Here is a 13,555-nt window from a genome sequence, read left to right on the forward strand (position 1 = left end):
TTTATAAATAGTTAGGCTACTAATGAGATTTCATTCAGTTGATCACTTTCTTTATTTTTAAAACATAAATAGCTTGATTCTTGTTGTGTGCTATAGCTTATTGTAATGACATTGTCGTATAGATATGATGACATCATCGCTGCAAAAACTGCTGCCAATTGTTGGGTATGCCCCAAATAGCTTTGAGGATAAATGGTATGCTCCGGCTCAAAATCAATATTAGTAAATTTTTCTTGTATTATTTTCATTGTTTTAGACTGAGTGGCTTCATCTAAGAAAACTAAAAAAGGATGTGCCTGTTCCAGCTGATAGGACAGATCAACCTGATTCTGACCCAAGTACGCATATAGGTCAGTGACGTACTTGCTGAGAGTCAATATTCGTGAAGGCATCATCCCCTCAACCTCTAAATCATGTGCGGATAAACACCAGCTGGCAGTATATTCTGCAGCAATATACTCTTCATTTTGCCAAAATTGCTGATCCAGACAATCCTGATCAATTTCAGAATCCGCCATAATGATCAAGCTGATCTCATGTGATTGACCTGAAATTTCCTGTACTAAATCTAGTAACGCTGAATAAGCACGATCAGCAGACAGGAAATGAAACTCGATATGAATTTGGGCAGGCAGCAATGCATATTGTTGTTGAATTTGACTTATAAGCTGCTCTTGATAGAGATCACTCCAATCCCCAGTCATATGATCCACCAATAAAATATGCAGATTCAGCCTATTTAATCGACTTGCTGCTGTTGGATTAGAGGCAATATTTTCTTCATCTTCACAGTAGTTTTCCTGTATCCATCCCGGATGCATTCGATATTGATAAGCCAGTTCGTGATCATAAAATAGTGCTGAACGTTTTAACTGTTCCGAAATTAAGCTCAGACTTTCTTCATGCTGTTGGAGTTGTTGTTGAATCAACTGTTGAATTCGTTGTTCCCGTAATGTCGGAAGCATTTCTTCATTAGTTCTGTTTTCTTCAAGTAAGCGGTCCACAGAATGAATGCGATATGTCAATATAGGTAGACCAAAACGATTTAGCAGTTCTGAGTCCAGCTCAGGACTCTTGAACTGCTTCATGTGCTGCAAGATCTCTGCATTTTCGCCAAAACTGTGCCAAGCGGCAGCTGAAAAAATATTGAGCGTGTAATCCTCAATCGCTTGATCCAATTCTTCTTTATTTTCTAATTCTTGCTGTTGTGCTTGAAGAGATTTATGAGCCCTATCCTTTTGTTCTTGCTGTCTTTGTTTATAGGATTTTACAGCTTTATAAATAAAATAAGGTGTTAATAACAACAAGCAAATTAACAAAGGTAAAATGCCAAAATATAATAGGAAATCAATATTTGATGGATCGTATTGAGTATCTCGCCAGTAATAAATGACAAGAACATTGTTTAAAACGGATAAAACTATAAAAGTCTGAATAATACGCTTAATCATGACATTTTTCCTATCAGGCTATAGCAGGTTTCCGCATTGTGGATTGCCGGATTCAGCATTAATAAAGCTCCTCTGGCTAGCCCCATCGAATGTACTTCTCCAAGTTGGGCTGGGCATAATTCATCTTTGTCTAGAATCAACCGAAGATCCACTAACATGGTCGGGCTACACCAGGTTTGAAGTAACTGTTTCAATTTGGCGCTATGTATTCCTTCAGATAAAAAATTTATATAGTCTTCACGTTTTAATGGACCAATGACGATTTCAATTTTTTCATCAATTTGCTGAATGGTCTCTCCACAGAAGCTGTTGATTCCCAGTAAAACTGGTTGCAAAGCTCCCAAACCGCTTTTTTGCTGATCATCCAGTTGAAAGCTTTCCGGAATAAACTCATTAATCTTAAATTGATATTTAAAAATACAAGACAATATGCTGCTTAACGCATAATGGGTATTATTTTGCCCCTGCATCAAGCCTGAAAACTCAGCAAAATAGTCATCTATAGGTTGCTGTTCATGTTGTTGACCGCTATAGCCACTCAAAGCATGAAGCATGTTTAGATAATGATTTTCATGCTCAATTTCATAACGCAGTGGTAAATGATAATTCAGACAGGCATCGACATATTGTGCAGACAATTTATGATTAAACAGTCCGAGAAAGTGTAAGCTTTCTTCTCGGTGTGCCCCGGTACTCTGTTTAATTTTATGTGTATAGATATAAGGCAATACGCCCTGTACGCCAGTCAACCCCACGATTAAATTGGTCATCTGAACTTTATGATCTTGACATTGCAATGATTCAATTTCAGAAGTTGGAAAATTAAGATTGAGTGAACTAATAAATTCAAATGATTTACTCCATCCTTGATGTCTGTTCCGTGCAGGTGCATGTCTTAATAATCGCGTGGCTTGAATAAATTCAAAGCTGGTCGGCTGCTGAAAGAGCCGATCAACTACAGAAGCCTTTTGCCACCAACATTCTGTATGCATTGGTATAACTCCTGTTTTGACTTTGAATCTATGACGTGCATATCCACATAACTATTCATTTGAACTTTCAAATTAAAAATATGATTTAAAAGTTGCACAAAGATATACAGACTGGCTCCTCTAAAGACTTCTGGATCGATCTGGATTTCAACTTTGACACCCCGTACAAAAAGTGGAAATGGTTTATGCTCACGCAACTTCTGGCTCAGAGAAAACTGGATCGATTGAATTGAATTAATAATTAGCCGGTTGTCTTTGGATTGCGGCAAGTTATACAGTTCAAGTAATTCCTTAATGTGACTGACTGCATTTGCTTTCATTAAAGAAAGATTATTCAATGATAAATGCGAGATAATTCGCCACTGTTCTTGCTGCTTTTGATCAAAACAATAAGGTAAATTGGGTCTTTTTAATAATATGGCTTTACGTGCCAAACTATTGTCATTGAGAGATAAGTTATTCTGATCTTTGTTATAACTTTCATAAGGTAAATCCCGATTGCTGCATAACAACTGCATACTGATAAAGTCTGATGAAATTTTCTGTGGTTCTAAAAATTTGGAAATAATCGAATATTTCAGTTCTGTATGCTTGGTATTACTTTGCTCGGGCAACAGGTGATAATAAAATTGAGCATCAGCCTGATGATAATGACTCATGGCAAAAAAATGTAATACGGGATAAGTTTTTTGACTGTTCTCGCGTTTCTCTCTCAATAACTTCATTTCGGTGATCGCATATACCTGAAAATATTCAGGATGATGTACATCACTTATTAATGAATATTCCAGGCGCAGATGATCAATTTTTTGTGGCTCAGCCTGTTTAGGGAATAAATTTATAACTGGTGTCGCAAATAATTTGAAATTAGCGCTATTTAATTCTGAATAATTTCTGATCATAGCTTGATCATTCAGATTTATTTTAAAATGAATGTGTAGCTCAAATTCTGCGGTTTCTATATTTAATTCTCTTAAAAAACTCAGATTGAGGTTAAGAAAATTAAATTTTTCTGGAAAGCAAAAATACTCGATTAATAAACGATAGGCATGATGAGTATGTTGATCAACTGGGAGCGCACTTTCCGCTTCAGTAAATCCCATTAGTTCAAATGGATTTTGAATATCAATCTCTTGATTCTGTACTATTACAGAAAAACCAGTCTCTGGCTTAAAAATACAATCTAGTACTTGCAATGGAAAGCTGGAAATTGCATCCAGATAAATAGGTAATTTTTGTTGTTCCAACAGTCGCTGCTGCTGGTTAAAAATTTCAATACCAAAGCTCAAGGTTGCATTTCGATTTAAATGAACATGAGTCGAAGCATGCGTTTTAAAATTAACAGATTTTAAGGCGATTGGTAATAAATTAACCTGGTTTGTCGTACGATACTCACACTGTACCCCACGGATACTTTTTGATTTTAATACAGTTTGCTTGGGAATCTGCTGGCTACTTTTAAGCTGTCGGATTTTAATGGCATCGTCAAAACTGACCACTGAACATGCTGGAAAAGGTTTAAGGTACTGTGGAAACATCACCTCAAAAATAGCACGTGTAAATACTTCATAACTATCGTGAAGTTTCTTATCGATCCGGGCAGAAATCAGGGAAAATGCCTGAATCAGTCTTTCGATATGCGGATCATCAATCTGCTCTTGATTCAACGAAAGGCGTTGGGCAATTTTTGGGTATTTATTGGCAAACTCTCGTGATTGTTGCCCAAATTCCTGTAATTGCTTTTCGTAATAAGGTAATAATTCTTCGATCACAGCACACCTGCTGATGTTTTAGACAAAATTACGTATTGTTGCGTAGTAGGCTTGAGGAATGCGTCAAAAATTACCGGTTCATATAGGGGATAAATATTTAAGAATGCATGAATACTGAGACACAGACTTCCCCTGTTATGCTCATCCATCAGCATCTCGACTTTAACCTGCTTTAAACGAGGTTCGTGCGCGTGAATAGACTGTTCAATCGAGCGGCAGATTTTATCCCGTTCCATTGGATTCGCTGTTGAGAGCCCCACAAAATCAATGATGCCAAATTGAAGAATTGAACGTTTGACCTGATCATAACCATTAACCATCGCATCCAGATTAACCATACGGCTATTTAATAAATCTTCCAGATCGGCAGCCACTGACTCTCTCAAAGCCTGTAAAGAAAGGCCTTGAGAACATTGAATATCCTGAGACAATAGACGGTCAAATAATGTTGTTCTAAATCCGTAAGGATAAAGCTGATCCAAATTCATATTGTTATAGTCTAATTTTATTTATTTTTATAAATATCAGAGAGGCTGATCAAGACCAACCTCTAAAAGATCAAATTACGCTGCATAAGAAGCAGTATTATTTGATAATGACCATTTCTTGGTCACGGCACCCTTTTGTGTACCATTAATATCTTGCTGATTATACGTCCACTCAACTGCTGCATATTTCAAACCAAAAGCTTCTGTTGGAACGCCTTCTTGATTTACGGTTGGAGTGACCTGAGAAACCAGCACATGTTTTAATTTAATTTGCAGGTATTTAACGCGTTTATCACCATTAGCACGATAAAAATCGATTTGTACTTCATCGAAGGTATAACCTGCTGAACATGCTTCCCAAAGTTTTGGGCTGGTTGCATCCAGATCTTTCATAAAAATCATGTCGGAATGTTCAACCCGTTCTGCAGTATGGCCGCCTACACTAGAAGATGTTGCAGATTTTGGCTGACGAATGTTGTGCGACCAAGAATTTGCTTCTAGCCAGCTTTTATGTTCCGAATCACGAGATTCACCATCAACTTTATATTTGCCGCGAAACTGGATGTAAATGTCTTTCATTTTAATAATTTTCCTGTTGTTATAAATATTATTATAATTTTAGCAGCGGTCTTAATGACTCGACTGCGGTAACTCAGTGACCAGTCGTAAAGATACAGACAACTCGTCTAACTGAAAATGCGGTCTCAAAAAGACCACAGATTTGTAGTGTCCAGGTTCATCCGGATTTTCTACAACTTTTATCGAAGCTTCACGCAGTGGATACTGTGCTTTGGCTTCCTGTGAAGCACCGTCATCCAAAAGTACATATTGAGACAGCCAGTCGTTTAGAAATGCTTCGACATTTCCTGCAGATGCAAAGCTTCCTACCTTATCTCGCATCATTGCCTTTAAATAATGAGCGATTCGTGAGACTGCCATAATGTACTGTATCTGACTGGATAATGCAGAATTGGCATTGGCAATATCGTTATTATATTTCTTTGGTTTTTGGGTAGATTGGGCGCCGAAGAACGCAGCATAATCGGTATTTTTACAATGTACTAATGGAATAAAGCCAAGATCACTGAGTTCTTTTTCACGACGGTCCGTAATCGCAATTTCAGTCGGGCATTTAAATATGACTTCCCCATCATTGGTTTTAAAGGTATGCACTGGCAGACCTTCGACCAAACCGCCACCCTCAACCCCACGAATCGCAGCACACCAACCATGCATATCAAAGGCGTTGGTTAAACGTGTGCCCAAAGCATAAGCGGCATTCATCCACAGGTATTCATTATGATTTTCACCTGAAACTTCTTCTACATAGTTAAAGTCTGCTGTCGTATTGCCATCTTTAGGATGATAAGGTAAACGGCCTAATACTCGTGGAATGGTCAATGCCACATAACGGGCATCATCACTTTCCCGGAATGAACGCCATTGCACATATTCCGCTGTTTCAAAAATTTTGGACACATCGCGTGGGCGATCAATATCGGTAAAAGTTTCCAGTCCGAACATGGAAGGACTTGCCGCTGAGAGAAACGGTGCATGTGCCGCTGCTGCGACATGTGAAATCTGTTCGAGCAAATACAGGTCTGAAGGTGTGCGATCAAACTCAAAGTCACCAATCAGGGTCGCATAAGGCGCACCGCCAAATGAACCATATTCTTCTTCATAGATTTTTTTAAATAGCGTACTTTGATCAAAGTCACTGGCACTCTGAAAATCTTTAATCAGTTCTTTTTTAGTCGTATTCAGCATCCGAATCTTGATTAAAGAGTGTGAGGGCGTTTCCTGACAAAAGTAATACAGCCCTCGCCAGGTGGATTCGACTTTTTGAAACTGCTCGTGATGCATGATCTTGCTCAGCTGGGTAGAAATAAGCGCATCAATTTCTGCAATGCGTTTATCTAAAGCCAAGGTCATATTGTCTGAAACTATAACGGTACCGGCCATGACTTCCTTGGCCAGTTCACCAATCAGACTCTTGGCACGACCATGTTCTTCTTCATTACGCGCAATTCGACTACGTTCAACAATAGAGTCCAGAATTGAATATCCTTCAATAGCAATATCTGTGCTAGTTGCAGCATTAGAGTGATTCATTGTCTGCCTCCATACTCATTTTACGAATTTGGTCGGTATTTTTTAAAATATCATCCAGTAAACCTTCTAGACGTTCATTATTGGATATTTTATTGCGTAAATCAGTTAAACGCTCTCGTGCTTCTACCAGTTTTCGCAAAGGTTCGACTTGTTGGACTACCTGTTCTGGCCGAAAATCATCCATCGCATTAAAAACCAAATCTACTGATATTGTGCCACTCTCTTCAGTCAAACTATTTTCCACCTGAAAACTGGCACGAGGCGCCAGAGACTGCATCACCTCATCAATATTTCCCAAGTCTACATTGATAAATTTTTTATCTTTGAGCTTGGTTTTTTCAAGTTCCGATGCTGCTGAAAAATCTCCCAAAACCCCTACCACAAAGGGTAATTCTTTAATTTCACGGCCATCACCGACCTCAACATCGTAGGTCAATTGCACACGTGGTGGTCGAATACGCTGTAATTTTTTTTGTACACTTTCACGCTTAGCCATCATGATTTTCCTTATTAATTATTATTTAATGATCCAAATGGATTAGTACTAGGAGTGTGGGTTCGTGTACTGATACTTTCTGTTTTTTTACTACTCATAGCAGCCGTATTATTTTTTAGATTGCTTTTCGATGCTTTATTTTTATTTTGACTTAGGTGTTGTTTTACTGGGATATTTGGTTTATTTTTAGTCTGTTTTACTTTTGAGTTCCGCGCTGTCATTAAGGCAGATGCAGAAAATTTTGCTACAGGCTGTGCCAGATAAATATGTTCACTTAGCGACTTGGCTTGTGGATAGGTAGAGTCATTTAAGGCACGGACTTCTGTACTACGCATCTGTTCCAGACTTTGGGAAGATATCCCGACTCCTGCCAGGAATTCTAGATCAGTTAAATCTTGATGAGTATAATTTTGCTGATGTAATTGCTCGATTAAATTGAGTGCTTTCAGGTGATCACCTACTTCAACATAGCGTTTGGCAATTTGGGTAGACAACTGCTGCTGAAACAGAATATTTTTTCTTGCTGTCTTGTCACACAACTGCTGGTATAAATCAATGACAGTTGAATCAGTATCATTTTTTGCTTGTGGATAGCTCTTGATACATGATTTTTTTAATTCTGCTGCATGGATTTGAGCAAAACATAGCTGCGCCATCCCTGAGATGAGCAATACAATAAAACCTAGATTATTTTTCAAAATAAGCCTCAATTTTTAGTTATTGTTTTATATTTTTATAATCAAAATGATTTTTCTGTTTTTATAATTTAAAAAGCTAGTTGCGGATTTAACAAAAAATGATCACAGAAAGTCAATACATAAATGCGTTTTTGTTAAATATTTTATGTAATTTTAAAAATAGTAAGATTCCGACCAATGAATGCAGACATTTGGAGAAACTTGAGTAGAATATGCCAAAAATCTTGAGCCAAAATATCCTCATCGCTCATAGAAAAAACTAAATAAATAAAAATAAATTTAATAATAAGAAATATATAGCTATAAATTTCAAAAATATCAGGCTGTATATTCTCAAAGAGAAAAATATGAGTAATTTAAAAATTTTGATTACAAAATTATCTGAACATGCACGCCTATGCCTTGAGAAGGCAGCGAATTTCTGCATCACACAGCAAAATTATGAAATCGAAATTGAGCATTTTTTCTTAGAGTTGCTACAGCAACCAGACTTGAATGATCTCAAACTATTGCTCAAAAAATATGAAATTTCCGAAGATGATCTCACCCATGATCTGAATCAGAGTATTCAGCAAATGACTAAAGGAAATTCTCGTACACCTATCTTTGCCAAATCCATTATTCGTGTATTAGAACATGCCGGGCTTTTGGCTTCAGCAGAGCAAAATCCGATGATCCGCAGCGGACATCTACTGGTTGCCCTGCTCACTGCGCCTGATCTATATCAAATGACAATTCGTGCTTCTACTTTATTTGAGCAGCTTCCAATTGATCATTTGAAGCACCGATTTTTAGAGTTCTGTGAGCAAAGTATTGAAAATATGAGCTATTCTCAGCTTACTAAGGTAAAAGAAGATTCACCTAACGCACAGCTAAAATTAAATAAAACATCGGCACTTGATCAATACACTATTAATCTAACTGAAAAAGCACGCCAAGGCCAAATCGACCCGGTGATCGGTCGTGAGTTTGAAATCCGTTTGATGCTGGATATCCTGATGCGCCGTCGTCAGAACAATCCAATACTCACCGGCGACCCGGGAGTCGGTAAGACAGCTGTGGTAGAAGGATTAGCCCTGAAAATTGTGAATAATCAAGTACCTGATGTACTCAAAAATGTAGAACTTCATGTATTGGATCTGGGCTTATTACAAGCAGGTGCGAGTGTAAAAGGCGAGTTTGAGAATCGCCTGAAGCAAATTATTCGAGAAGTTCAGTCCTGCAGTTATCCTGTTATCTTGTTTATTGATGAAGCCCATACGCTGATTGGTGCAGGTGGTCAGGCTGGTCAGAATGATGCTGCCAATCTGTTAAAACCAGCTTTGGCACGAGGAGAACTGCGTACCATCGCCGCGACTACATGGGCGGAGTACAAACAATATTTTGAAAAAGATGCTGCGCTCAGCCGTCGTTTTCAGGTGATAAAGGTAGAAGAACCTAATGAAGAAGTCGCAATTAATATGTTGCGCGCCATGATTCCGCTCATGACTCAGCATTTTCAGTTGCAGATTGATGATGAAGCAATTACTGCTGCGGTGCGTAATTCACATCGTTATATCAGTGGACGGAAATTACCGGATAAGGCCATTAGTGTATTGGATACAGCCGCGGCACGGGTTGCCTTGAGCCAGAATGCGCAACCTGCAAAGTTAGAACAGTTACAGGCACAACTGCATAATTTTCGGCTAGAACATGAGATTTTAAATCAGGAGCATCAAAATTTTCCGTGTCATCAGACACTTTTAATTGAATTATCAAAAAATATTTCAAATTTGGAACAAGAGATTTCTCAGGTAGAACAGCAATGGCAGCAAGAACTTCAATTGGTTCAGGAAATAAAATTATTACAGATTCAATCCAAAAAAATTGAAAATAAAAATAAAATTAAAGTATTACAGCGATGTTTGTCTCAGATTCAGGCTGATAACCCACTCGTGTTTGAACGTGTAACAGTCCCTATGATTAATCAGATCATTTCTGACTGGACCGGAATTCCAGTAGGTAAAATGATGAATGATGAAATCCGACAGGTATTAAAATTACAAGATAAATTATCGCAACGTGTAATGGGTCAGGACTTTGCTTTGCATCAACTGGTCCAAGGTATTAAGACATCTAAAGCAAAACTGGATGATCCGAATAAACCGCAAGGTGTATTTTTATTGCTTGGCCCAAGTGGTGTGGGGAAAACTGAAACTGCCCTGGCCTTGGCTCAAGAATTGTATGGAGGAGAATCACATCTGATCACGATAAATATGTCGGAATATCAGGAAGCTCATACCGTATCTTCCTTAAAAGGTGCTCCTCCAGGTTATGTCGGTTATGGTCAAGGAGGCATTTTGACTGAAGCGGTACGCCGTAATCCTTATAGCGTGGTTTTATTAGATGAAATCGAAAAAGCTCATCCTGATGTGCAGGAATTATTTTATCAGGTCTTTGATAAAGGAATGCTGGAAGATGGTGAAGGCCGTCTAATTGATTTTAAAAATACGACAATCCTGTTGGCCTCCAATGTTGGCTCCAGTGCCATTATGCAGGCTTGTGTAAATCAACCCGTCGAAAACTGGCCGGATGCAAAAAGCTTAATTGAACTGTTCAAACCAAGTTTGTATCAGCAATTTAAACCGGCATTTTTAGGGCGTATGCAAATTGTGCCTTATTATCCTTTACATGATGAGCTATTGATCCAGATCATTCAGCATAAACTGGGGAAAATTACCCAACGTATTCAGCAGCAATATGCCACGCAGGTTACTTATAGTGAGGACTTGCTCGAACTTCTACTCAGCCGATGTACAGAAGTAGATAGCGGTGCGCGCAATATTGATCATATTTTAAATGCTTCAGTATTACCTGCTTTGGCTACAGAAATACTGACGGTCATGAGTGAGGAAAAGCTCCCTAAACTGATTCATATTGAGATCAAGAATGATGAAATTTTTTATAGCGTAGATCCTAAAGTTAAAATAGCACCAAAAGTACGGTCTAAAAACAGTAAAGTAGATGCTGCCTAGTAGAAGTAAATTAAAGCTAATAATAAATAAAATATAATAGTTGGAATAAATATGAGTCTGGAATTTGAATATTTATTGAAAAGTATTTCAGCCGATCAGCCCTGTGGCATGGATTTTTCATTTTCAAATGATTTTCATGTGATTAAAAAGGCCAGAACTCGCGATGATCCTTTATTGGACCAGGGTGACTGGGTCTCGGAACCGAAACAGGCCAATTGGCAACTTGTACACGATAAAATAATTGAATTATTAACTGAAAAAACCAAGGATATACGCCTATATAGCTGGCTCATAGAGGCTTGGAGTCATTTCTATGGTTTTGAAGGGATTGTCAGAGGGTTAGAGTTGACCCAGCAAAGCCTTGAGCGATATTGGTTAACCTTACATCCCCAAATCGAAGAGGATGATCTTGATCAGCGTTTGGGATTATTAAAAGGTTTGATTGCGCAACTGCCAACGCTGATGAAACAGGTGCCTTTGGTCAGTTCTGCACCTTTTTATAGTTTAAGCGATTATGAGGTATTACTGCATCAGCGCAATATACAGCTCAAACAGCAGCAAGATGATTCTTCTGAATATAATGCTGTTCAGGACTTGGAGTATTTTGAGCAATTGTTGCTGAAGACTCCTCAAACAGTGTTAAACCAGAATGAACTATATTTTCAGGAAATTCAGAAACAATGGCAACGCCTTAAAAATACACTGGATCTTTTGCTGGGCCCGGATGCACCGAGTTACGCGAGCACAGATTCTCAACTTGAATCGATCTTCTCCAGTATTAAGCGCATTTATAAAACTGATATTTCTTCAATATCTCAGGATCAAATAAATACACCGCAATTCGGCACTCTCAAAATACCTGAAATAATAGTGATGAATACCTCGCCTGAAAATATACAAGAATTTCGACCTCAAGCCCAAAACCATCTGGCCAACCGTCAACAGGCCATGCAGTTATTACAAGACATCGCTCGATATTTTCAATCTCATGAACCGCATAGTCCAGTGAGCTACATGCTGCAAAAGACGATTAAATGGAGTCAGATGCCATTACATGAATGGCTGGCTCAAGTAATCAAGAACGAGAATCCGATCGAAAACGTACATGAATTACTGGGTATATATGCCAATGATGAATCCAAGAATGAGTGGTAAATATTAAAATGTTTAAAGCAGAAAAAGTACTGTGGGGCGAAGGTCTATTTTTAAGACCGCAACATTTTCAATTACAGGATGCCTATCATGAGCAACGCTTGAGTCATATGATTCGGGCGACATTTCCTTTTGCTCACGGGATCCAGTCCATTCAATTTGATGAAGCTCAATTCAATATGCATATATTGGCATTAAGTAAAATTGAAATGATCTGGCAAGATGGTGAAATTTATCAGGCGCCTGCACAGGATTTATTACCAGAACCTGTACAACTGGATACCTTAAACCTGCGTGGTGAAATGCAAATTTATTTGGCTTTGCCAATGCTACAGCCGAACAAGCAAAATGTAAGTCATGTCGAAAACACTCAATCTAGTCGTTATCACTCACATTTAATCTCGACCCATGATTTATTCACCGATGCCACTACTGCAGAGATCACCCTGTTACGCCGTCGGGCAGAATTTAAACTTTTTGAAGTTGGCCAAGAACCTCAGCAGCCTCTGGATGGTTATTTATATCTTCCGGTTGCTCAAATCAAACGACAAAGTTCTGGAAATTTTATTTTTGATCATAAATTCATTCCTCCAATTTTACATATTCAGGCCTGTGAATATCTGCTAGACAATTTAAAGCGAACTTTGAATATCATCCGGGCCAAGATTAAAACGATTCAATCCAATAACCGTGAAAACGAACAGAAACTGATTGAATTTCGTTCTGGGGATATTGTCTCTTTCTGGCTGGTGAATGCCTTAAATACTGCTTATGCAACCTTAAATCATATTTTGCAGTATCCACAAATTCATCCGGAACGGCTATATGCGGAACTTTTAAGACTCAGTGGTTCCCTACTTACCTTTTCAACAGCCTATGACATTGATCAATTGCCGCAGTATCAGCATCATCATCTATACGACAGCTTCAATCAGCTGGATATTATTCTCAGAGATTTACTCGATACAATTATTTCGAATCGATATATCAGTATCAGCTTAAAAGAAACTCGCCCATCCTATTGGTTTGGCAGTCTGGAGACCGATAAGATCAGTCACAATACGCGGTTATATCTTGCTGTATCAAGTAGTGTTATGCCTGCACATGACTTGATTGCCTATGTTCCGATCCGTTTTAAAATTGGTAGTACTATAGATGTAGAACAACGCGTGGTTGCAGCTTTACCGGCTGTACCCGTTCAGCATCTCATGCAGGTGCCTACTGCAATTCCGGTACGTTCCGGCGTTCATTATTTTGAGATTGAACCCAATAATGAACTGTATCAGCGCATGCTGGATTCAGAATCGATTTGTGTTTATATCCCGAATGGCTTTCAGGATATCGCGATTGAACTTATTGCTGTCATGAATGGATAAAAAT

The 13,555-nt window shown here is 38.4% G+C and carries 11 protein-coding genes; 3 read left to right on the forward strand and 8 right to left on the reverse strand.

The annotated features are described in order from the left end of the window. Positions 1-11 precede the first annotated feature (11 nt). From F894_RS05030 to F894_RS05065, 8 genes are all read right to left on the reverse strand, one after another. The gene (locus F894_RS05030; protein ID WP_005246460.1) at positions 12-1,451 is read right to left on the reverse strand and encodes a hypothetical protein; all 1,440 of its coding nucleotides are present in this window, start codon (positions 1,449-1,451) and stop codon (positions 12-14) included. Then, positions 1,448-2,443, reverse strand: a complete 996-nt coding sequence (gene tssG, locus F894_RS05035; RefSeq protein WP_005246461.1) for a type VI secretion system baseplate subunit TssG — start codon at positions 2,441-2,443, stop codon at positions 1,448-1,450. Before tssG ends, F894_RS05030 begins: the two co-directional genes overlap by 4 nt. Next, positions 2,407-4,215, reverse strand: a complete 1,809-nt coding sequence (tssF, locus tag F894_RS05040) for a type VI secretion system baseplate subunit TssF (protein ID WP_005246464.1) — start codon at positions 4,213-4,215, stop codon at positions 2,407-2,409. The genes tssG and tssF overlap by 37 nt, the downstream gene beginning before the upstream one ends. After that, positions 4,212-4,703, reverse strand: coding sequence for a type VI secretion system baseplate subunit TssE (tssE, locus tag F894_RS05045; protein ID WP_005246466.1), 492 nt, complete (start codon positions 4,701-4,703; stop codon positions 4,212-4,214). Before tssE ends, tssF begins: the two co-directional genes overlap by 4 nt. Before the next feature lie 75 nt (positions 4,704-4,778). Beyond that, the gene (locus tag F894_RS05050) at positions 4,779-5,282 is read right to left on the reverse strand and encodes an Hcp family type VI secretion system effector (protein ID WP_005107016.1); all 504 of its coding nucleotides are present in this window, start codon (positions 5,280-5,282) and stop codon (positions 4,779-4,781) included. A 51-nt stretch (positions 5,283-5,333) separates the two neighbouring features. Then, positions 5,334-6,815: a type VI secretion system contractile sheath large subunit gene (gene tssC / locus F894_RS05055; RefSeq protein ID WP_005246468.1), complete on the reverse strand. Its 1,482-nt coding sequence runs from the start codon at positions 6,813-6,815 to the stop codon at positions 5,334-5,336. Further along, entirely contained in the window at positions 6,802-7,311 is a 510-nt protein-coding gene (tssB, locus tag F894_RS05060; protein ID WP_034438150.1) for a type VI secretion system contractile sheath small subunit, read from the reverse strand. Before tssB ends, tssC begins: the two co-directional genes overlap by 14 nt. 14 nt (positions 7,312-7,325) lie before the next feature. Continuing rightward, positions 7,326-8,009: a hypothetical protein gene (locus tag F894_RS05065; RefSeq protein ID WP_005246473.1), complete on the reverse strand. Its 684-nt coding sequence runs from the start codon at positions 8,007-8,009 to the stop codon at positions 7,326-7,328. Between the two features lie 347 nt (positions 8,010-8,356). On the opposite strand from F894_RS05065, the gene tssH reads away from it, so the two are divergent. From tssH to tssK, 3 genes are read left to right on the forward strand one after another with little or no spacing between them, the layout of a single operon-like run. Continuing rightward, positions 8,357-11,023, forward strand: coding sequence for a type VI secretion system ATPase TssH (gene tssH, locus F894_RS05070; RefSeq protein ID WP_005246476.1), 2,667 nt, complete (start codon positions 8,357-8,359; stop codon positions 11,021-11,023). Between the two features lie 51 nt (positions 11,024-11,074). Beyond that, positions 11,075-12,178 (forward strand): type VI secretion system protein TssA, encoded by a 1,104-nt coding sequence (gene tssA / locus F894_RS05075; RefSeq protein ID WP_005246479.1) that lies wholly within the window; start codon positions 11,075-11,077, stop codon positions 12,176-12,178. Positions 12,179-12,186: 8 nt separating this feature from the next. Next, positions 12,187-13,551 (forward strand): type VI secretion system baseplate subunit TssK, encoded by a 1,365-nt coding sequence (gene tssK, locus F894_RS05080; RefSeq protein ID WP_005107022.1) that lies wholly within the window; start codon positions 12,187-12,189, stop codon positions 13,549-13,551. Positions 13,552-13,555 lie beyond the last annotated feature (4 nt).

Origin of the sequence: Acinetobacter sp. CIP 51.11 (assembly GCF_000369665.1) — a bacterium.
GTDB classification, from domain to species: Bacteria; Pseudomonadota; Gammaproteobacteria; order Pseudomonadales; family Moraxellaceae; genus Acinetobacter; species Acinetobacter lwoffii_S.

What these genes read in the sequence shown, in the direction of transcription:
- tssG (WP_005246461.1), bottom strand. Translation starts at nt 2,443, where the DNA reads ATGCATACAGAATGTTGGTGGCAAAAGGCTTCTGTAGTTGATCGGCTC.
- tssC (WP_005246468.1), bottom strand. Translation starts at nt 6,815, where the DNA reads ATGAATCACTCTAATGCTGCAACTAGCACAGATATTGCTATTGAAGGA.
- tssE (WP_005246466.1), bottom strand. Translation starts at nt 4,703, where the DNA reads ATGAATTTGGATCAGCTTTATCCTTACGGATTTAGAACAACATTATTT.
- tssB (WP_034438150.1), bottom strand. Translation starts at nt 7,311, where the DNA reads ATGGCTAAGCGTGAAAGTGTACAAAAAAAATTACAGCGTATTCGACCA.
- F894_RS05030 (WP_005246460.1), bottom strand. Translation starts at nt 1,451, where the DNA reads ATGATTAAGCGTATTATTCAGACTTTTATAGTTTTATCCGTTTTAAAC.
- tssK (WP_005107022.1), top strand. Translation starts at nt 12,187, where the DNA reads ATGTTTAAAGCAGAAAAAGTACTGTGGGGCGAAGGTCTATTTTTAAGA.
- tssA (WP_005246479.1), top strand. Translation starts at nt 11,075, where the DNA reads ATGAGTCTGGAATTTGAATATTTATTGAAAAGTATTTCAGCCGATCAG.
- F894_RS05050 (WP_005107016.1), bottom strand. Translation starts at nt 5,282, where the DNA reads ATGAAAGACATTTACATCCAGTTTCGCGGCAAATATAAAGTTGATGGT.
- tssH (WP_005246476.1), top strand. Translation starts at nt 8,357, where the DNA reads ATGAGTAATTTAAAAATTTTGATTACAAAATTATCTGAACATGCACGC.